20 protein-coding genes and 3 pseudogenes are annotated in these 19971 nt (G+C 67.4%); 16 read left to right on the forward strand and 7 right to left on the reverse strand.

The genetic code is table 11. The annotated features are described in order from the left end of the window. Window positions 1-169 precede the first annotated feature (169 nt). Both AKJ13_RS00715 and AKJ13_RS00720 read left to right on the forward strand, forming a co-directional pair. Entirely contained in the window at window positions 170-1651 is a 1482-nt protein-coding gene (locus tag AKJ13_RS00715; protein ID WP_082316819.1) for a PLP-dependent aminotransferase family protein, read from the forward strand. Between the two features lie 283 nt (window positions 1652-1934). Continuing rightward, the gene (locus tag AKJ13_RS00720; protein WP_050731677.1) at window positions 1935-2189 is read left to right on the forward strand and encodes a hypothetical protein; all 255 of its coding nucleotides are present in this window, start codon (window positions 1935-1937) and stop codon (window positions 2187-2189) included. A gap of 67 nt (window positions 2190-2256) precedes the next feature. Here AKJ13_RS00720 and AKJ13_RS00725 read toward each other — a convergent pair. Next, window positions 2257-3480, reverse strand: a pseudogene (locus AKJ13_RS00725) (MFS transporter). Window positions 3481-3657: 177 nt separating this feature from the next. Between AKJ13_RS00725 and AKJ13_RS00730 the strand changes: the two are divergent. Further along, the gene (locus AKJ13_RS00730; protein ID WP_244471468.1) at window positions 3658-4299 is read left to right on the forward strand and encodes a cupin domain-containing protein; all 642 of its coding nucleotides are present in this window, start codon (window positions 3658-3660) and stop codon (window positions 4297-4299) included. 17 nt (window positions 4300-4316) lie between these two features. Then, window positions 4317-4445, forward strand: coding sequence for an AraC family transcriptional regulator (locus AKJ13_RS32495; protein ID WP_244471481.1), 129 nt, complete (start codon window positions 4317-4319; stop codon window positions 4443-4445). A 248-nt stretch (window positions 4446-4693) separates the two neighbouring features. Here AKJ13_RS32495 and AKJ13_RS00735 read toward each other — a convergent pair. Continuing rightward, window positions 4694-4939, reverse strand: a pseudogene (locus AKJ13_RS00735) (efflux RND transporter permease subunit); the annotation flags it as partial. 465 nt (window positions 4940-5404) lie between these two features. Between AKJ13_RS00735 and AKJ13_RS00740 the strand changes: the two are divergent. The 3 genes from AKJ13_RS00740 (at window position 5405) to AKJ13_RS00750 (ending at window position 7934) form a co-directional block, all read left to right on the forward strand. Further along, the gene (locus AKJ13_RS00740; RefSeq protein WP_050731679.1) at window positions 5405-6154 is read left to right on the forward strand and encodes an SDR family oxidoreductase; all 750 of its coding nucleotides are present in this window, start codon (window positions 5405-5407) and stop codon (window positions 6152-6154) included. A gap of 120 nt (window positions 6155-6274) precedes the next feature. Beyond that, complete coding sequence (locus AKJ13_RS00745; RefSeq protein ID WP_160320588.1) at window positions 6275-7237, forward strand: zinc-binding dehydrogenase; 963 nt, start codon at window positions 6275-6277, stop codon at window positions 7235-7237. 145 nt (window positions 7238-7382) lie between these two features. Further along, a complete protein-coding gene (locus AKJ13_RS00750) occupies window positions 7383-7934 on the forward strand; it encodes a DUF924 family protein (RefSeq protein WP_050731843.1) in 552 nt (183 codons plus the stop codon). Window positions 7935-8047: 113 nt separating this feature from the next. Here AKJ13_RS00750 and AKJ13_RS00755 read toward each other — a convergent pair whose 3' ends face one another. Continuing rightward, the gene (locus AKJ13_RS00755) at window positions 8048-8953 is read right to left on the reverse strand and encodes a LysR family transcriptional regulator (protein ID WP_050731681.1); all 906 of its coding nucleotides are present in this window, start codon (window positions 8951-8953) and stop codon (window positions 8048-8050) included. 92 nt (window positions 8954-9045) lie between these two features. On the opposite strand from AKJ13_RS00755, the gene AKJ13_RS00760 reads away from it, so the two are divergent. The 3 genes from AKJ13_RS00760 to AKJ13_RS00770 all read left to right on the forward strand — a co-directional run bounded on the left by AKJ13_RS00760 (window position 9046) and on the right by AKJ13_RS00770 (window position 11294). Then, on the forward strand, window positions 9046-9420 hold the full coding sequence (locus AKJ13_RS00760; RefSeq protein WP_050731682.1) for a DUF427 domain-containing protein: 375 nt from the start codon (window positions 9046-9048) through the stop codon (window positions 9418-9420). A 144-nt stretch (window positions 9421-9564) separates the two neighbouring features. Continuing rightward, window positions 9565-10236 (forward strand): glutathione S-transferase family protein, encoded by a 672-nt coding sequence (locus AKJ13_RS00765; protein ID WP_050731683.1) that lies wholly within the window; start codon window positions 9565-9567, stop codon window positions 10234-10236. A 245-nt stretch (window positions 10237-10481) separates the two neighbouring features. Further along, window positions 10482-11294: an SDR family NAD(P)-dependent oxidoreductase gene (locus AKJ13_RS00770; RefSeq protein WP_050731684.1), complete on the forward strand. Its 813-nt coding sequence runs from the start codon at window positions 10482-10484 to the stop codon at window positions 11292-11294. Window positions 11295-11618: 324 nt separating this feature from the next. Here the strand turns inward: AKJ13_RS00770 and AKJ13_RS00775 are convergent, their stop codons facing one another. Further along, window positions 11619-11969, reverse strand: a complete 351-nt coding sequence (locus AKJ13_RS00775; protein WP_050731685.1) for a helix-turn-helix domain-containing protein — start codon at window positions 11967-11969, stop codon at window positions 11619-11621. Window positions 11970-12084: 115 nt separating this feature from the next. On the opposite strand from AKJ13_RS00775, the gene AKJ13_RS00780 reads away from it, so the two are divergent. From AKJ13_RS00780 to AKJ13_RS00805, 6 genes are all read left to right on the forward strand, one after another. Then, on the forward strand, window positions 12085-12831 hold the full coding sequence (locus AKJ13_RS00780) for a glucose 1-dehydrogenase (protein WP_050731686.1): 747 nt from the start codon (window positions 12085-12087) through the stop codon (window positions 12829-12831). 20 nt (window positions 12832-12851) lie between these two features. Beyond that, window positions 12852-13949 (forward strand): NADH:flavin oxidoreductase, encoded by a 1098-nt coding sequence (locus AKJ13_RS00785; RefSeq protein WP_050731687.1) that lies wholly within the window; start codon window positions 12852-12854, stop codon window positions 13947-13949. Window positions 13950-14619: 670 nt separating this feature from the next. Further along, on the forward strand, window positions 14620-15051 hold the full coding sequence (locus AKJ13_RS00790) for a zinc-binding dehydrogenase (protein WP_050731688.1): 432 nt from the start codon (window positions 14620-14622) through the stop codon (window positions 15049-15051). A gap of 76 nt (window positions 15052-15127) precedes the next feature. Then, window positions 15128-16033 carry an NAD-dependent epimerase/dehydratase family protein gene (locus AKJ13_RS00795; RefSeq protein ID WP_050731689.1) on the forward strand — a complete coding sequence of 302 codons (906 nt, stop codon included), beginning with the start codon at window positions 15128-15130 and terminating at the stop codon, window positions 16031-16033. A 61-nt stretch (window positions 16034-16094) separates the two neighbouring features. Beyond that, window positions 16095-17054: an NAD-dependent epimerase/dehydratase family protein gene (locus tag AKJ13_RS00800; RefSeq protein WP_050731690.1), complete on the forward strand. Its 960-nt coding sequence runs from the start codon at window positions 16095-16097 to the stop codon at window positions 17052-17054. Window positions 17055-17126: 72 nt separating this feature from the next. Continuing rightward, entirely contained in the window at window positions 17127-18599 is a 1473-nt protein-coding gene (locus tag AKJ13_RS00805) for an MDR family MFS transporter (protein ID WP_050731691.1), read from the forward strand. Between the two features lie 203 nt (window positions 18600-18802). Here the strand turns inward: AKJ13_RS00805 and AKJ13_RS31185 are convergent. The 3 genes and pseudogenes from AKJ13_RS31185 to AKJ13_RS00815 all read right to left on the reverse strand — a co-directional run. Further along, window positions 18803-18919: pseudogene (locus AKJ13_RS31185) on the reverse strand (AraC family transcriptional regulator CmrA); the annotation flags it as partial. Between the two features lie 144 nt (window positions 18920-19063). Then, the gene (locus tag AKJ13_RS00810; RefSeq protein ID WP_144426145.1) at window positions 19064-19453 is read right to left on the reverse strand and encodes a hypothetical protein; all 390 of its coding nucleotides are present in this window, start codon (window positions 19451-19453) and stop codon (window positions 19064-19066) included. A 200-nt stretch (window positions 19454-19653) separates the two neighbouring features. Beyond that, window positions 19654-19854, reverse strand: coding sequence for a hypothetical protein (locus AKJ13_RS00815; protein ID WP_050731693.1), 201 nt, complete (start codon window positions 19852-19854; stop codon window positions 19654-19656). Window positions 19855-19971 lie beyond the last annotated feature (117 nt).

The raw sequence follows: 19971 nt of genomic DNA on the forward strand, positions 1-19971 counted from the left end.
GTGCTCGGTGCGATCCCAGGATGCACTAAAGCGCAAACAATTCCAATTTTTGGTTCAGTAAAAGAGCCAAATCGGGCTGTGTCCATAGTACCAACCGTTTTGTCGCGCTTCGGCGGGACTGCCGTGGACGACCGATGATGCAACGTTAGGAATACCGACGGGAGGAACCGTGGAATTGACGCTCGCGCTGGATGCGCAGTCCACCAAGCCGCTGCAGGCTCAGGTCTTCGACCAGGTGCGGGAGATCATCCTCGGCGGCCAGCTCAGGGCCGGCATGGCATTGCCGCCGAGCCGCATGTTGGCGGAACGCCTACGGGTGTCGCGAAACACCGTGATGATGGCCTACGAGCGCTTGGCTGCCGAAGGCTACGTCAAGGCGCGCGGCACGGCTGGTCTGTTCGTGGAGCCGATCCCGCCGGACAGCCTCCTGCTGATCCAGCGGGGCGGCCATTACCAAACGAACGGGCCGATCCCGGACGCTTCAAGCGAGCCCCTGCTCTGCTTCGCGGGCTCGCCCGGCGGAGGCAGCGACCGGCCGGAGCTCGACTTCTGGGTCGGACGCTCGGACCCGGCGGGTTTCCCCCTTCGCGTCTGGCGGAGGCTCGTGAACCGACTCCTGGCGAAGGAGACCGCCTACCTCACCGACTATTGCGACCCGGCCGGTCTGCCGGAGCTCCGCGCCGCCATCAGCACGCACCTACGGCGGGCCCGCGCCGTGGCGGTCACCGAGGACCAAGTCATCGTGACCACGGGCGGGCAGGACGCGCTCAACCTCGTGTTCAACCTGCTCAAGTCGCACACCCGGCAACTCTGCATCGAGAACCCCTGCTACCTCGGGGCCTCGCTGATCTTCAGGAGCGCCGGCCTGACCATTCATCCGATCCCGGTCGACGCCGAGGGCTTGCGGACCGACCTGCTTCCGACGTTACGGGGCAGCCTGCTCTACGTCACGCCCTCTCACCAATTCCCGACTGGGGCCACCATGACGCTGACGCGGCGCCTGGCCTTGCTGCAATGGGCCGAGGAGACCGACAGCTACATCGTCGAGGACGACTACGACAGCGACTTCCGGTACGACGGGCCGCCGCTGACGGCCCTCGCGGGTCTCGATGGGGGCCGCCGCGTCTTCTACGCCGGGACCTTCTCCAAGTCGGTCGGCGCCGGCCTGCGCATCGGCTTTGCCACGGTCCCCCGCATGTTCTGGGACGAGGCGCGGATGCTCAAGGCCCGGATGAGCAACGGCCAAGCCTGGCTGGAGCAGGCCGCGCTGGCCGCCTTCATCGACGAGGGGCACTTCGACCGGCACCTGCGCCGGCTGCGCCAGGTCTACAAGGCGCGTCGCGACCGCCTCGTTACGGCGTTGCGGGCGGCCTTCGAGGGAGCCGCCATCCTCGGCGGGGAGAGCGGGCTGCACCTGGTCTGGAAGCTCCCGCCGGGTTTTCCTCCCGCCCGGCAGATCCAGGTCATGGCGCGGGCGCAGGGCATCGGGATCTACGCCCTGTCGAGTGGAGCCGCTTACGACTTCAATGCCGAGGCGAACGACGACATGCTGGTGTTCGGCTACTCGTCGCTAACCGAGGCGCAGATCGAGGATGCGGTGCACAGGCTGCGCCTGATGCTGGATGAGCACGCCGCATCGGCGAACCCTTAGCAAGGCTGCGTCATGCTGCCGTCGCGATTATCAAGGACGGCTCGAAGCACGGTTCTGGTGGAAAGCAGATGGCTGTGTGCCTCGTTGACGGGAACCGGGACGCTGGCGTAAGCAGCCCCCATGATCCGTCGCGCCAGCAACACCGTGAGCTATCGCCCGCCCTCACCATAGGGCGGCTGCGTTCGATCACGATCGACGATCATACCAAGCCGCCGCATCCCGGCGGCGCTTTCATTTCCAGACAGGTCTCCGGGGGCGGCGCGTCCACTGCCGACGAGAGACCATGATGACCTCCCAGCGATCCGCGTTCATCCATTCGCTCAAGGGCCATGAGATTGAGCCTTGTACTCCGTGCCTCTTCGAGGTCGAGCACGGCGACACCGTTATTCGGATCGCCGATGATTGGGACGGTCACGTCCTCATCGATAAGCTGTACGTCGCCCTCCGGGAGGCCCGCCAAGCTCGGGACAAGGTGAGCCTGCTGAGGAAGTTAGGGCCGACCCGCGAGGACAAGCTTGCACGGCGTCCGCTGGCCTAAAAGACGGACCCGCTCGGGGTGGATTGCAGACGTTCCCTAGGGAATCGGAGCCCCCCGTTTAGCCGACTTAAAGCATCCGGCGCGCCCGTCGCACGGCCGTGAACGTTAGCGCCGATGCTGCCAGAGCCAGCGGCACGAACGAGACCCATAGCACCGTGTCCCATCCGTAGCTGGTCAGCAGGCCTCCGGACGAGAACGACCCCAGGGCCACCATCCCGAACACGATGAAGTCGTTGACCGACTGCATCCGTGTCCGCTCCTCCGGGCGGTGGCATTCGAGGACCAGCGCCGAGGCTCCCACGAAGCCAAAATTCCAGCCGACCCCGAGCAGGATCAACGACAGCCAGAAATGGGTGACGTCCACGCCCGCCAACCCGACGATGGCGGCCGCGCCCGTCAGGGCCAGACCGGCGGCAACGATGCTGGAGGCACCGAAGCGCGTGATCAGCCGCCCGGTGAAGAAACTCGGACCGTACATGGCGATTACGTGCCACTGGAGGCCGAGATTGGCGTCCTCCCGGGCGTGGCCGCACAGGTGCATGGCCAGCGGCGCGGCCGTCATGACGAAGTTCATCAGCAGGTACGACACGGCCCCGCAGAGCACCGCGATGATGAAGCGCGGCTGAGCCAGGATCGCGGCCAGGGGCCGCCCGCCGTCGAGATCCTCCGCGGCGGGGCGCGGCAGCCGGACGCCGGCGAGGACGACGGCCGCTAGGGCCGCGACCGCCGCCTGACCCAGGAAGGTGGCGGCGAACAGGTAGGGGGCCACAGGTTCATGGTGTGGGTGACGAGTTGCGGGCCGATTACCCCAGCGAAGACCCCGCCCGCCATCACGGTGGACAGCGTGCGCGGTCGCCGCTCCGCTGGGACGCACTCCGCCGCAGCGAAGCGGAAGGAGAAGACGACAGCCGCGTAGGCGCCACCGAAGAACATGGGCCGCGCTGAACAGCCAGAAGTTGGTTGTCAGGATGGCCAAGGCCGACAAGAGCCCGACGAGCACGCCGCACCCCGTCCCGCCCATGAAGGCCGCGTTCCGGCCGTAACGCCGGGCGATGCTACCGGCCGGCAGCGAGCAGGCGGCCATCCCGACGACGAAAATCGAGATCGGCAGGGTCGCTAGGACCTTGCTCGGTGCCAGCATGTTGCCGACGATCGCGCCGGTCGAGAACACGACGACCGAGTTCGACCCGGCGAGCGCCTGAGCGACGGCCAGCCGCAGGACATTGGCCGTTCCGGATTGGGCAGCGGGAGCAGGTGCCTGTTCGGCGGTCAACGAGGAAACGTGAGGCATCGGAAACTCAGGTTTCGACGGGCAGTTCCCTTGTGCCCACGAGTCGGCTGGCACGAGAGGTCGAACCGGGTCGGTCGGGTTCAGCAGGCGGAAGAGCTATAGCCGCGGGGCGACCGTCCGTATCTCTACCGGATGCCAAGTTGTGTAGAATGGCTGCCAATTTAGAGACTGGAGACGATGTGGGAGCCGATCGAGGTGCCGCTTGGGCTGGTGCCGCCCCGGCCGATAACCGTACGTGCCCAGACCATCCCGGCGCGCGGGTACTTCGCCGAGCACGCACACCGCTGGCACCAGATCGTCTACGCCACCTCCGGGGTGCTCACCGTGGCTGTGGAAGGGTGTTCCTTCGTGATTTCGCCAGAGCAGGCCGTATGGCTGCCGACCGGTGTTCAACATCGGGTCGGATCGCTGCTCGGCGCCCAGTTCCGCAGCCTGTGGGTCGCCGATGAGGCCGGGCGCGATGTGGCGGAACACCCGACGGTGTTCGCCGTGCAACCGCTGCTGCGCGCCCTGATCCTGGAGGCGGTGGCGATCGAGGGGACCGAGGACGATGACGGCTACGGCGGTCGCGTCGCCGCCCTGATCCTGGACCAGTTCCGGAGAGCCCGTCCGCTGCCGGGGGCGCTCCCCTGGCCGCGCGAGGGTCCCTTGGTCGGGTTGTGCGAAGCGCTCTACGCCGATCCGGCCGATGCCCGCGGGCCGGAGGAATGGGGACGTGAACTCGGGCTGTCAGTGCGGACCCTGGCGCGGCGCTTTGAGACCGACATCGGCATGGGTCCTGGCGGCGACGCCTGCGCCTGTTCCGGGCCGTCGAACTGATGGGTGGGGGCTTGAGCGTGACCGAGACCGCGATGCATCTCGGCTACGGCTCGACCTCTGCGTTCGTGTACGCGTTCCGCACCGACTTCGGGAGCAGCCCGCAAGCCTACATGCACGAGCAGGTCTCGGGCCGGCCACGACAATGACAGCCCTGTCGGCGCGTTCGATGGAGACAGCGTCGTCGAGGATCTCCAATCGATCCAAGCTGACTGCCGTTGACGCCTCGGCCGCGTCATCATCATGGAGACGCTCACGAACCGGCGGCGACAAACCGCCAGGTCATAGTCCCCGTCTGGGCGGAGTGCATGTGGCAGGCCCGGACGCAGCGACGGTATGGACGAAGGCGCGACTCCTCATACACGCGACGGCATCGTGTGCATGACACACTTACCCCTCACACCCAAGTGGCCTGAGGGTCGTCCCGAGGGCCTACGAAGCGGCCGAGCAGGCCGCCGAGCACGCGCCCGAGGCTGTCCATCAGCAGGAACACCGCCGGCACGAAAACCAGCGAGAGCAGGGTCGAGAAGATCAGGCCCGCGATCACCGCCACCGCCATCGGCGCGCGGAACTCGCCGCCCTCTCCGAAAGCGAGCGCGGAAGGCACCATCCCGGCCGCCATGGCAATCGTTGTCATCACAAGGCGGACGGATGCTTGGGGGCGGATATCATGGTGCTGGCTCCTTAACGGCGGCGACCGTGTCCTGGCCGGAGTGGTCAAGTGTCGCGTGCCGGGATCCAAAACAGTCCGGTCGATGAGACGCTATTCCGGCCAGTCATGGAACTCGACCAGCTTGGCTTTCGAAGGGTCTGCTCTCGACCCGTTCAGGCATCGAGGAAGGTCTGGTTGCCGACGGTTAGATCAGCTCGGGGCCACTGAGTGGGAGGGCATCTGCCGCAAGAGCTGCGGCGACGGCCGGGGGCCTGCATCGTACGAATCGCAAAGGTCGGAAAGACGTCCGCCGAGCGCCCGCCCATTGAGCGTCACATACCATTCTTTACAAGAATAGGCCCTATTCCCTGTGCCGTTCTACAGATGATCCTTGCCGATAGATATCCTGCCTGAACATCGTCGGGTCTGTGACGAGAACAGAGAAAGGACATCGCGATGGGTAAGCTCGATGGAAGGATAGCAGTCATCACCGGCGGGAGCGACGGCATGGGTCGCTCGACCGCGCGCCTGTTCGTCCGGGAGGGCGCCACCGTCATCATCACCGGCCGGAACCAGGACACGCTGGATGCCGCCGTGTGGGAGATCGGGGGAGCCATCGAGGCGTTCCGCGGCGACATCGGCAACCTCGCGGATCTCGACGCCCTGAAGGTCCATGTCGAGAACAAGCACGGTCGTGTCGACGTCCTGTTCGCCAACGCGGGCGGCGCCCGCCTCGGCCCGTTCGAGCAGGTCACGGAGGAGGATTTCGACTACACCTTCGACACGAACGCGAAGGGCACGTTCTTCACCGTCCAGAAGTTGCTGCCGCTCATCCCGAACGGCGGGTCGGTCATCCTCAACACGTCGATTGCTGGCTCCAAGGGCCTGCCGGACTTCAGCGTGTACTCGGCGACGAAGGCCGCGATCCGTTCGTTCGCACGCACCCTTACGACGGACCTCAAGGGGCGGGGCATCCGCGTGAACGCCCTGGCGCCCGGACACACCGCGACGGACATCATGCGCAAGACCGGGGTCCCCGATGAGAGCATCGGCGGGATCAACGCCTGGATTCAGACGCAGGTGCCGGCCGGCCGCATGGCCACGGGGGACGAGATCGGCAAGGCGGCCCTGTTCCTGGCCTCGGACGACGCGTCGTACGTGACCGGCATCGAGCTTACGGTCGACGGCGGCTGGGCGCAGGTCTGACACCCTCACGGCCCCCGCGGAACGTGTCGGGGGCAGGTGACGCCGGTACCATCGGCTGCCGTGGCGACTCCCGCACGCCGGCGCGGCCGACAACCTCGGAAGGTCGTTCAAATGGCTTTGGTGATCGCCCAGTACGGGCAGGGCGGCCCGGAGGTCATGCAGGCTGAGGAGCGCGACATCGGCGCGCCGGCCGCGGGCATGGTCAAACTCAGGCAGGAGGCCATCGGGTTCAACTACTTCGACGTCCTGCAGCGCAAGGGGCTGATTTCCGGGTCCGTACCAGGACGCGTCATGGGCATCGAGGGTGCCGGCACCGTCACCGCGGTCGGCCCGGGCGTGGGCGGCTTCACAGTCGGGGACCGCGTCGGCTACCTGCGGTCCCAGGGCGCCTATGCCGACGAGCGACTGATCGAAGCCGACTTGCTGTTCCACCTGCCGGAGGACGTCGGCTTCGACATCGCCGCGGCGCTCACCGTGAAGGGCTTCATGGCCTGGCTCTGCGCGCGCCGGCTCTACGAAGTCCAGCACGGCCAGACCGTCCTGGTGACCACCGCCGCGGGAGGGGTCGGGTCCTTGGTCACGCGGCTCGCGGCGCATCACGGGGCCCGCGTCATCGGGATGGTGGGAAGCGAGCCCAAGCGGCGCCCGGTGCGGGATAGCGGCGCCGTGGACGTGGCCGTCGGCCTCGACGATGCAGGTGGGATGGTTGCGCGGCTCACCGGCGGGACGGGCGTGGATGTCGTATTCGACGGCCTGGGCGCGGACACGGCCGAGCGCCTGCTTGCCGCCGACGCCGTCCGGCCGGGTGGGACCATCGTTTCGTTCGGTGCGGCCGCCGGTTGGCCGACGGCGGACCGAGAAGCCATCGCGAGGCGAGGGTACTCGTTCATGGCACCGCAGGCACCCGACTACATCGCCAGCGCGAACGAGTTGCGCGGCGCGATGGCGGAGGTGTTTGCCCTCCATCGGAATGGTGCCTTCGGTGCGATACCGCTGACGCGGCATCCCTTGCGCGATGCCGCCGAGCTTCACCGGCAGGTCGACCGGCGTGTCGTCTTCGGCATTTCTTTGCTCCTGCCGTGACACCGGTACCGGGATGCACACCCGGTCGGGTCCTCCGCCGTGTCAGGCACCGCGCGTCCCGGTCGACCCAACCCAATCTCCTATCTGTCGGCAGTCTTGCGGATGCCGCTTGCCGGCGATCCCATCCACGCTGGAGAGCCTGACAATGGCAGTCGTCGAGGATGCCGCGGCCGTGCTCGGCTTCTGGTTCGGTGAGGTGCCGCCGGACAAGCGCTTCGCGAAGGACCCGGTGCTGGACAGGGTCATCGAGGAGCGTTTCGGAGCGCTACGCGAGGCGGTGCTGGCAAGCGATGCCGATGGATGGCGGGACAGCCCTGACAGGCTGCTGGCAGCAATCATCCTGCTCGACCAGTTCTCCCGCAACATCTTCCGAGGTAGCGGGAGAGCCTTCGCTGCCGACCCCCTGGCCCGCTCGCTCACGCTGCAAGCGTTCGACCGCGGGTGGGAAGACCGATACGCCCATGAGCAGCTGCGGTTTCTCTACCTGCCCCTGGCCCACGCCGAGGACAGCGAGATGCAGGCGCTTTCGGTCGCCAGGTACGAAGCCCTCGGCGACCCCGAGGCACTGAGGGCCGCGCGCGAGCATGCCGAGGTGGTGCGGCTCTACGGGCGGTTCCCGTCGCGCAACGCGGCTCTGGCGCGGCCATCGACGCCCGCCGAGATCTCTTACCTGCGAGAAACAACGCATCGTTGGTAGGCGCATTCCAAGCCCTGACCCATCGTCAAGACCAGATGGCTCTCGTACGGCATTGCACGTGTTCGCCGCCGGCGATGCTTGGAACGGTGTTCCATGCGAGGATCAGCTTGGCCCTAGCCCACCCTCAATTCCGGCTCCTCGGCGCAGATCGCCGCTAGGAACTCGATGAAGTGTCGCACACGGGAGGGCATGCGCCGTCCGGCGGCGGTGACCGCGTTGATCGGGAAGGTCGGCGGCGCATACTCCTCCAGGACCCGGACGACCTCGCCGGAGGCCAGGACGTCGGTGAACAGCCAGCTCGCGTGATGGGCGATACCGAGGCCCGCGAGGACCGCGCCGCGGACATGCTCGGCGTCGTTCGTGCGGAACGCTCCCCCGCCGTCGACAGTCACCTGCCGGCCGTCCACGTCGAAGCCCCACCCGACGATGTTACCCTGGTAGACATAGCCGATGCGTTGGTGGTGGCTGAGTTCGTCCAGGGTCTTCGGCGTGCCGTGCCGGGAAAGGTAGCCGGCGGAGGCCAGGGTGATCATCCGCATGTCGCCGATGCGGCGGGCCACGAGTGCGGAATCCGAGAGCCGGCCGATGCGGATCGCGACGTCCATTCCCTCCTCGATGAGGTCGACGTGCCTCCCGGAGACCTCCATCTCGACCGACACGTCGGGGAATGCTTCCCTGAACGCCGCCAGCCGGGGGATGACGAGCATCCTCCCGAATGCGGGCGAGAGGGTGACGCGGACCAGCCCCGAGGGGGCCGATTGTCCCGCAGCGACCCTCTCCTCGGCAAAGTCGAGATCCTGCAGGATGCGCAGGGTGTCTTCGTAGTAGTCCTGCCCCGCAGGCGTCACGGCGAGGGTACGGGAGTTCCTCGCCAGGAGCTGCGTCCCCAGGCGTGCCTCAAGCGCGGCGAGTTGCTTGCTGACCGTCGGCTGGCTGACGTTCAGATCCCGCGCCGCCTGCGAGAAACTTCCGCTCTCGACGACGCGCACGAAAGTTCGCATCGCATCCAGCTTATCCATCGTTCACATTCCGGGAGAGAATAGAAGCTATAGTTGCCGACGGCCTTGCAAGGTTGTTCGGTGAACCCAAAGAATGCTCAAAAGGAGATCCCATGAGCAATCGCAAAATCCTGACGCCCGATGCAAGCCATCCCATTGCCGTCAGCAAATGCTCGGCAATGGTCATTGTCAAAAGGGACCTACTTCCCATTGCGCAGACACGGAATGCGCTGACCCTTACGGAGGCGTCGTATCCGCCTGTTCAATACATTCCTCGCGGCGACGTCGACATGTCCCGGTTGGTTAGATCCCAGCACACGACCTACTGCCCGTACAAGGGCGAGGCGAACTACTACAGCATTCCGGTTCTCGGGGACGAGGGGGTGAACGCCGTCTGGACCTACGAGGCACCCTTCGAGGCGGTGGGCGACATCGACGGACACCTGGCCTTCTACCCCGACCGCGTCTCCGTCGAGTTAGCTGAATAAGCCCGAGCGGGCCCCCGCGCGATCCCCATCTCCATTCCATTTCAGAATAGTTAGTATGGCTTTTCCGTCAATGTCATTCTCAAGATGAATGCGCAACATCCGTCATTAACGGGTCACGACGGGCCCGGGACGGAAGGAAAAGTCATGACGATGAAGATTTACGGCGACCCCGGCTCGGGCAGCCTGCGCCGGGTGACCACCGCCGCAAAGATCATGGGCATCGATCTGGAGCGCGTGAACGTCGACCTGTTCAAGGGGGAGAGCCAGACCGAAGAGTTCAAGTCGCGCCTCAACCCACACGGCCTGACGCCGGTCCTGGTGGACGGGGATTTCATCCTCTACGAGGCCGCGGCGATCAATCTGTACCTTGCCAACAAGATGAACTCCCCGCTGCTCGGGACCACGGAACAGGATCGCTCCCGGGTCCTCCAGTGGATGTTCTGGTCGGGCGAGCAGTGGCGTACCTTCACCGTCACGATCTTCGACGAGCGGGTCGGGAAAACCGTCATGAACCTCCCGAAGGACGAGAACCTCATCGCCTTCGCCGAGGGCAAGATCCGCGCCGCGGCGAAGGTGCTCGACAAGCACCTCGAAGGCCGCGAGTTCATGGTCGGCAATGCCCTGACCCTGGCCGACCTCGATGTCGCGGCTCCTTTCTCCCAGGTCGGACGCGCAAGGTTCCCGCTCGGGGAGTTCCCGAACCTCGTCGCCTGGCACGACAACCTGCTCCGGTCGTTCCCGGCGTGGGCGGAAACGAAGGCCGAAGTCGACAACCGGATGGACACCTTCCTGTCGAGCGTCGGCGTGACGCTCTGATATCAGGCCTTCGTGCCCTGCCAGCGCGCCAACCGGAGCGGTGCGCGCTGGCGGGGGTTCGTGGCGGCCTCACCCTGGCGGCATGGCGGGCGGCCAAGCTTACGTCGGACGAGCTTCGACGAGGCATCGGCCCGGCGTCGGTCGTTCGCCAGGATCTCGTGGGGTTCGCGAGCCCTCGACTGGCGGCCCGCCGAGCAGGCGTACGGCTCCTTCCCAACATGCGAATGCCAGACGGAACCGACATCATGCATATCGATCTCACCGGCAGGAAAGCCATCGTGACCGGGTCCACCGCCGGCATCGGCCGAGCGACAGCCGAGGGGCTGGCGCGCGCCGGCGCGGCGGTCGTCGTCAACGGTCGCGGCAGCGGGCGGGTCGACGAGGCGGTGCGGCAGATCCGGGACGCCGTTCCCGGCAGCGACGTGTCCGGCGTCGCCGCCGACCTCTCGACGACCGAGGGCGTGGAGACGCTCGTCGCGCAGGCTCCCGACGTCGACATCCTCGTCAACAACGTCGGCACGGCCTTTCTCCGCCCCTACACGGGCATCGACGACATCGCCGCCATCCCAGATGCGGACTGGCTGGGCCTGTTCCACCTCAACGTGATGAGCGGCGTGCGCGCTACCCGGCACTACCTGCCGGGGATGGTCCGCAAGGGCTGGGGACGGGTCGTGTTCGTCAGCAGCGAGTCCGCGGTCAACACCCCCAAGGAGATGCTCGACTACGGCATGACCAAGACCGCGCAGCTCGCCGTGTCGCGCGGCCTGGCCGAGGCGGTCGCGGGCACGGGCGTCACGGTCAACGCGGTCCTGCCCGGCCCGACACGGTCCGAGATCCTCGGCAACTTCATGGCGCAGCAGGCTAGGGACCAGGGCATCACCCAGGAGGAGGCAGAGCAGGCGTTCCTGTCGTCGCTGAGACCGACGAGCCTCCTCGGGCGGTTCGCGTCGACCGAGGAGGTCGCCAACATGATCGTCTACGCCTGCTCGGAACAGGCATCCGCGACCAGCGGCGCTACGCTGCGTGTCGACGGCGGCGTCGTCCGCTACGTGGCATAGGCCGCCTGAGCCCTTCGGCGCCGTCTCCTTAGCTGCGCCGTGGGTCCGCCATCCGGGATTTATCGACGACGGCAAGGGTATCGCACGGCTGAACACGGCTATGAGTCTGTCGATGCTGAGGCGCACACGCGAGTTGCTCGCCGAGGGCGCGCTTTGAAGGGGCTCCCACAAGGCTTCCATTCAAGGCAGCCATGCCCCCGACCGTGACCGCATCCGGTCGGCCCAAGCCAAGCGGATAACGTCCGTCGCCCAGAATCGGAGAATTTAGAACCGCCTCACCAAACCATTCAGATAAGCCCTACCGACAATCCGGCGGGAGCTAGCCTACCGATCTGTCCGAGTTCGTGGACCGTAATGCCACGCATACGCATCCATGATGGACCTCACGAGGTCTCTGAGGGGCTCCTGCAGCTCAAGGGTCCGCGACCGATTGCGGATCTCGACACCATGACGCTCGCTCCGGATGAGGCCCGCTTCGCGCAGCACCTTAATGTGCTGGGATAGGGACGACCGCGGGACGACGCGCTCGCCCGTGTTCGCCAGTGCCGTGCAGGTCCCGCCAGAACACACGCCCGCGATCTGCGCGAAGATCGCCGCGCGCTCCGCGTCGCCGAGGGCGTGCAGGATCGCGTCGGGCCGTACGTCCTCGATGGCGGGGTGGGAAGGCTGGCGCATGGAGTTTTCATAAACGGCCTTGACAACGAGTTCAATAATCCAGAAAACCTGAACAACCGGATAAAGGAATTAAGCCGCAGCTGGACGCGGCGCTCCCCGTTCGAAAGGATGCAGGATGGCTCAGCTCGCTGGGAAGGTCGCCGTTGTGACGGGGGCTTCGAAGGGCATCGGCGCGGCCATCGCCAAGGCGTTCGCCACTGAGGGCGCCAAGGTGGTGGTGAACTACGCGTCCAGCCGTGAAGGTGCCGACGCCGTCGTCCACGCGATCAGGGAAGCCGGCGGCGAGGCCATCGCCGTGGCCGGAGACGTCTCGAAGGCGGAACAGGCGCAAGGCGTGGTCGACGCCGCGGTCGCGGAGTTTGGTCGATTGGACGTGCTGGTGAACAACGCCGGCATCTACGCCATGGTACCCATCGAGCAGGTTACCGAGGAATACTACCGCCGCACCTTCGACGTGAACGTCCTCGGTCCCCTTCTGACCATCCAGGCCGCGCTCAAGCACTTCGGCGAGGGCGGCAGCATCATCAACATCTCGTCGAACGCGACGACCCTGTTGCCGCCGACGTCCGCCGTCTACGCAGGCACGAAGGGGGCTCTTGAGGCCATCACGGGCGTGCTCGCCAAAGAGCTGGGCGCCCGCAAGATCCGGGTGAACGCGCTTCTCCCCGGTGTCGTCGAGACCGAGGGCACCCGCGCCATGGGGATGATTGGCTCGGACTTCGAGCGCTACGCAGTCGCCCAGACCCCGCTCGGACGCATCGGCCAGCCGGACGACATCACCGGCGTCGCGGTCTTCCTGGCCTCCGACGATGCCCGCTGGATAACCGGCGAGCGCCTGATGGCCAGCGGCGGCTTCCGTTGATCGCGAGAGGGGGCGCTCCGATGTCGCCCAATGCTCCGCTGTTCCGCCCCTTTCGCCTCAAGACGCTCGACCTGAAGAACCGCATCGTGATGGCGCCGATGACCCGGGGGGGCATCCCGCGCGAGGCGAACGCGGCCTATTACAAGCGCCGGGCCGAGGGACAGGTCGGCCTGATCCTGTCCGAGGGCACGGTCGTCGACCGTCCCGTGTCGCGCAACCATCCCGACGTGCCGTCCTTCTACGGCGAGGCCGCCCTCGCCGGGTGGAAGGGCGTCATCGAGGCCGTCCACGCGGCCGGCGGCCGGATGGCGCCGCAGCTCTGGCACACCGGATCGACCAAGCACCCGCAATGGGAGCCGGACGCGCCGGTCGAGAGCCCCTCCGGCCTGCTGGGGCCGGAAACGCCGCGGGGAGAAGCCATGAGCGAGGAGGCCATCGCCGACACGGTCGTGGCCTTCGCCACGGCTGCGACCGAGGCCAAGCGTCTCGGCTTCGATGCTGTCGAGGTCCATGGTGCACACGGCTACCTCATCGACCAGTTCTTCTGGTCGGGCACGAACCAGCGCACCGACCGCTACGGCGGCGCGACCCTGAAGGAGCGGGCCAGGTTCGCAAGCGAGGTCGTCGCCGCCGTGCGGGCGGCCATCGGCCCCGACTTCCCGCTCATCCTGCGCGTCAGCCAATGGAAGCAGCAGGACTACACGGTGCGGCTCGCCGAGACGCCGAGGCTTCTAACGGAATGGCTGCTGCCCCTGGTGGAGGCAGGCGTCGACATCCTGCACTGCTCCCAGCGCCGATACTGGGAGCCTGAGTTTCCGGAGGTCGACGGCGAGGACGGCCTCAACCTCGCCGGCTGGGCCAAGAAGCTGACGGGCGCCGCGACAATTGCCGTCGGGTCGGTCGGCCTGTCCAGCGATTCCTCGTCCGCCTTCCGCGGCGAGAGTTCCACCAGCGTGGGCCTGGAACGGCTGATCGAGCGCATGGAGCGGGACGAGTTCGACCTCATCGCGGTCGGACGGGCGCTGCTCAGCGACCCAAGCTGGGTCCTGAAGGTCCAGAGGCGCGACCGGGAACGCATGACGGGCTTCAGCCCGGCTTCCCTCTCCGAGCTGGCCTGAACAGGGAGGACGGAACGGCATCGACGCCCCGCCCGGCACCCCGGCGACCCGCCGCGCGAGCGGCGGTGCGGATGGCCGCACCCTGGCTGCCCACACCCTTCCGAGGTCTGGCGCACGGTGCCGTTCCACCATGCGCCTGCCGGACCCGCAACCCCACTTCCACGAGGACGCGTCACCATGCGGACCATCGCCTTGACCGCGCGACGGTGCGGGCAACCCGACGTGCTGGAGTACGTCGCGTTGGACCTGCCCGACTTGGGGGTCGGAACCGCCCGCGTCGCGGTGAACGCGGCCGGAATCAACCCGGTCGATGCCCGCCGGATGACCGGCGAGATCCGGCTCGGCCCGCCTCCCTTGTACCTTGGGACCGAGTTCGCCGGGACCATCGTCGGATTGAAAGGGGCCGCCGGCGGATGGAGGTCGGCGACGAGGTGCTGGGGTCGGGCGGCGACTTCACGCACGCCACGGTCATCGACGTGCCCCTCGCCAACCTGGTCAGGCGCCCGCCGTCCCTGCCCTGGACCGTCGCTGGTTCGCTGGCGGGCGCCAGCCAGACCGCGGTGACTGTCCTGGAGGAGCTCGGGCCCATCCGCACGCTCCTAGTCCATGGCGGGGCCGGCGGCGTCGGCTCGGTCACGGTCCAGCTCGCACGACGGAAGGGGGGGCCGTCGTGGCGACCGGCTCCGAGGCCAACCAGGACTACATCCGCTCCCTCGGCGCGACCCCGGTCGTGTACGGACCCGGCCTCGTCGAACGGCTGGAGCGGGCGCATTCCGGCCTCTTCGATGCATCCATCGACATGGCCGGCACTGACGAAGGGACCAAGGCTTCGCTCGCCCGCGTGAGGCCCGAGGGGATCATCTGGTCGATCACCGCGCTGCAGCCCTCCTCGCCGCGGGGCATGCCGACCTGGCGGAGGCGCGACCCGAGGAGCGTCGAACGCGTCGCGGCCGCCATCGTCGCCGGCGACCTGAGGTGGGAGGTCAGCGCGACCTACCCCTTCGAGGATGCCCCAAAAGCCTATGCGGCCATCCTGCAAAGGCATGTGCGGGGGAAGGGCGTACTCACCTTCGATGCCGTTCGGCCACTTGTACTTGGATAACCAGAGATGGTCGCGGCAGATTTCGACAGATTCTTCAAAGATGCAACTAAAGCGAGGAAAGATCATGAAAATATTCATGACGGGTGCGAGCGGCTACATCGGCGGCGTCATCGTCGAGAAGCTGTTGGAGGCCCGGCACCGGATCGTGGCACTCGCCCGCTCCGATGCCTCCGCACAAAGGCTGGATCAACAAGGCATCGAGGTTCTTCGCGGAGACCTTTCGGACGCACGGTCCCTCACGCTCGCGGCACAAGCAGCCGACGGCGTCATCCACAATGCCTTCGACATGAGCACGGGCGACTTCGCCGCCTCGAATGCCATCGACGCCAAGGTTGCCGAGGCCCTGATCGAGGGGTTGCGAGGCAGCGGCAAACCGCTCGTCTACACCAGCGGCACGGGGGTGTTGGGTGATACCGGGAAGACCGTCTACGACGAGGACACCTCCATCGCCCCGTCTGGGCTTCCCGCCGTCCAGGCGCTCCAGATGCGCCTCCACATCGAGGGAGCCGTCCTGAACGCCGGCGGCACACGCGGCATCGTGCTGCGTCCGCCCAACGTCTACGGGCGCGGTGACGGCCATGCGGTGTTCTGGATGATCAGGGCGGCCGCCCGGAAGCTGGGCGCCGTCCCATACGCGGAGGGGGCCGGCGACAATCTCTGGTCCTACGTCCACGTCGAGGATCTCGCCGACCTCTTCGTCCTGGCTCTCGAAAAGGCGCCCGGTGGCCAACTCTTCCACGCCGGGGCGCAGGGCGGCCTTCGCACGCAGGACATCGCCGTCGCCCTCAGCCACGGCATGGGACTGGGTGGAAAGACGGTCGCCCTGGAAATGCCCGCGCTCGCTGAAGCCATCGGCTTCCCGCCCATGGCCGACTACTGGTCCTCGAACAGCCAGTCGTCGAGCGAGAAAGCGCGGCGGATACTCGGATGGGAACCGCGCCATGTCGACCTCCTCGGCGAGGTGGCACGAACCTCGGTCTAATGCCGAGCCAGCCCTCCTTCCCCCAAGACCCGATTCAGTTCGGCTTCCCGGGACGTCATCCATGTCGAAAAAAATCTTTGTCATCGGCGCCACCGGCTACCTCGGCGGCGTACTCGCGCGTCACTTCGTCGAGGAAGGGTACGAGGTTGCCGGCCTGGCGCGGAGGGAGGAGGCCGGCGCGAAGCTGGCAGCGGACGGGATCACGCCCGTGTCGGGCAGCCTCGATGACGGCATGGCCCCCGTGCTGGTGGCAGCAAGCGACGCCGACGCGGTGGTCTACGCCGCCCAGGTCGAGTTGGATCGCGAACCCGAGGTACTGGAACGGTTGTGCCAGGCGCTGGCTGGCACGGGCAAGACGCTGATCTTCACTTCCGGGAGCGGCGTCTTCATGAAGAGAACCGCGGGTGAATGGACTTCCGAGGCGATGGCCGAGGATGACGCGTTCGAGCCTGTTGCCTTCCTCAGCGAGCGCGTAAGGACCGAGCGCATCGTTCGGGCAGCGGCGGAAACAGGGGTTCGCGCCATGGTGGTGCGACCCCCGGCGATCTGGGGGCCAGGCGACAACGGACAGGTGGCCCGGGTCTACCGCACCGTCGCGACCGCCGGGGCGGCCTGCTACGTCGGCTCGGGCCTGGCGGCCTATTCATGCGTGCACCACGCCGACCTTGCGCGGCTGTACGCGCTGGTCATCGAGCGGGGCGTGTCCGGCGCCCTGTATCACGCGGCCGGTGGTGAGTTCGCCTGGAGGTGGATCGCGGAGGCGGTGGCCCGAGACCTCGGCGTTCCGACCCGCAGCCTTTCCATGGACGAGGCGGAGGAGATGTTCGGGCCGCTGGGCGCGATGATCTATTCCGCGTGCAGCCGCTCGCTCGACCCCCGCGCCCGGACGGAGCTGGGCTGGAAGCCCGTCCACGGTGACATGCTCTCGCAAGTCGGGGAACCGCGCCTCCGGGCCCTCGCGCGGCCTGCGCCCGATGGACCGGACGCCGCCCCATCCGGACATGCCTTTCCGGGCCAGTAAGCCGTCTCGGCGCGTTGTTGGGCCTGACCTGCGAACACGAATGGACCCAAGTCCGAGACCACACCGCCTGGCATGACAACCGGAACTGCACCACGCCGCCCGTTGATCCTCGCCGCGGTGATGGCGGCGATGTTCATGATCGCCATCGAGGCCACCATCGTCTCGACGGCCATGCCGCAGATCGCAGGCCAGCTCGGCGACCTCCACTTCTATGCCTGGGTGTTCGGCGCCTTCCTGCTGACCCAGACCGCCGCGACGGTCGTGTTCGGAAAGCTGGCCGACGTCTACGGGCGCCGGCCCGTCCTGCTCATCGGCATCGCCGTGTTCCTGCTCGGCTCGCTCCTGTGCGGACTGGCCTGGTCGATGCCGTCGCTCATCTTGTTCCGCCTCGTGCAAGGCATCGGGGCCGGCGCGATCCAGCCGGTCGGCCTGACCGTCATCGGCGACCTCTACCCGGCCCGGGAACGCGGGCGCGTCCAGGGCTATCTCGCAAGCGTCTGGGGCGTGTCGTCCGTCGCCGGCCCGCTGGCCGGGGGCCTCATCATTCAGCACCTGAGCTGGCCCTGGGTCTTCTGGATCAACCTGCCCGTCGGCCTCCTGGCGGCCGCGCTGTTCCTGCTCTTCCTGCGGGAGGAGGTCATGCCTCGGTCCCGGAAGGTCGATGCGCTCGGGGCCGCGCTGTTCACGGTCGCCATCGCGGCGCTGATGGTGGCGTTGACCCAGGCCGGCACCGCAGTCTCCTCGGCCCTCTGGCCGGGCGTGGTCTTCGTCATCGCCGGCGTCCTCTTCGTACTCCAGGAGCAGCGCGCCGCCGATCCGATGCTCGATTTCCGACTCTGGGCAAAGCGACCGATTGCGACGACGAACGCGGCAACCCTGCTCTCCGGGATGGCCGTCATCGGGCTCACCGCGTTCCTGCCGATGTACGTCCAGGGCGTGCTCCAGCGCTCGCCGCTCGTCGCCGGCTTCACCCTCACCTTGATGGTTCTGGGCTGGCCCGTGGGCGCGACGGTGGCCGCGCGTAACTTCGTTCGCTTCGGCTTGAGACCCACGCTGCTGGTCGGGGCGGCGCTCCTGCCCCTCGGAGCCGTCGCCTTCGTGGCGCTCGGTCCCATGACATCGGTCCTCGTCGCTGCTGCCGGTTCAGTGATCCTCGGACTGGGCATGGGCTTCCTGTCGACGGCAGGCACCGTCATCATCCAGGACTGCGTCGGCTGGGAGCAGCGTGGAGCTGCCACGGCCTCGAACATCTTCGCACGCAACCTGGGCTCGACCCTCGGCGCGACGGCCCTGGGGGCGGTGCTGAACTATCACCTGCTACATCCGACGAACGGCCGAGCCATCGACGGGGACCAGTTGCGTCGCCTCCTGGACGACCCGGCCAGCCTCGGAACCGGGGTCGCCGTGATCCGGCTGGGATTGCAGGACGCCCTGCACGCCACGTTCTGGGCCGTCTTGGCCGTTGCCGCGCTGACCCTGGTCCTGTCGCTGCTCGTCCCGAAGGTCGCCCTCTCGGGAGGAAAGCAGGAGGTGCCCGGCGAGTGAGCGGAGCCACTCCGAAGAGCCCAGGACTGTGGTCGATCAGTGCCCGGAGCCACCCACATCGTGATGACGAAATCCCCGGCCAACGGGGCAGGTGACCTGGCGAGTGGGTGCCAAGTGTCGGCCTCGGGCCAATAGAAGAAGCCACCCCGTCACGCCTCGAAACCAGCCGTCCGGCGCGATCTCTTTCTCGAAGCCGTCGGTTCTTAGACAACCCCCGCGAAGCTCGTCGAGCTGTGCAGGCGCTCGACATCTCGCCGAGGAGGGGCGCCGAACAGACGGCGATACTCCCGGCTGAACTGGGATTGGCTCTCGTAGCCGACAGGCGGGGTGAGCGGCCAGCAGCAGAAGGCCGAACGTCAGCGTCGCGCGCATCATGGCGGTGATCCGTCGAGAGAGGAATAGAAGAGGCAGAAGGATGATGACGGTCTCGGCGCGCGGGGTCGCCCTGCCGATGCGGCGTGGGATCAGCGGCGGGTGAGCGCACCGTCGAAGGCGCAGGACGTCCCGTGGAAGTCGCCGCAGCCCCGCTCCTCCATGCGCACGCGCTTGCGGTCTGGACCGAAGCGCAGGGTAAGCGTGCAGATTTCGTGCGAGCCGCTGTCCTTGCGGGTCAGCATGAGCGCCCCCGGGCCGGCGGCCTTGGCCAGCCCGCGCAGCTCGCCGGTGCATTGTTCCGGGATTGCGGTGCCGGCGACGACGAAGTGGCTGCCGCTGCCGTCGCCGAACTCGAACACTTGCAGGTCGAGCCGGCCATCGCCGCGGCCCTGGTAGCGCCCCTCGAATGGCGCCTCCGCCCGGGCGGACGCCGTGGCCAGCGCGAGCGCCATGAGCACGCCGAGCCGCAGCGCCGTCATGATGGGGTGCACTCGCCTGTTGTGGCGCGGCGTGCGGCGGATCGGAGTTGTGTGTCGGGACGGGCTGGGCATGACGTTGGGGTCTCGCGGCGGCTCGAAAGAGCCAGGGTGAGGGATTCCCGTTGCCCAACCCCAGAATTTACCCCCGCACGCAAATTCCCGCCGCGGCCGGCGGTCGCACCCCGTCCGGGCAGGGTTCGTCACGTCGTGTCAGGCGTCGGGTCTGCAACCGCGTCGGTCGGGCGGCGGAAGGCCGCGTCGGCTGGGGGGTGGAACGCGGTCACCGTACGCCCGCTGGGGCGGCCGACCACATAGACCCGCAGACCGTGCCGCCCGCGCAGCTCGTTGGTGATGTGCTTGAGCGCGCCGCCGCGCTGGTCGGCGTCGAAGCCGAACACCACGAGACGCAGCTCGGGGGCGACCTGCAGCGTCCTCGCCCCGGAGGCGACCTCGGCAACAAGCAGGGGGGTGAGCCGGAAACGTCTGGCCGCAGACGCCGGCGTGGACCGGGCGTATCT

Source organism: Methylobacterium sp. ARG-1, from assembly GCF_001262595.1.
GTDB lineage: Bacteria > Pseudomonadota > Alphaproteobacteria > Rhizobiales > Beijerinckiaceae > Methylobacterium > Methylobacterium brachiatum.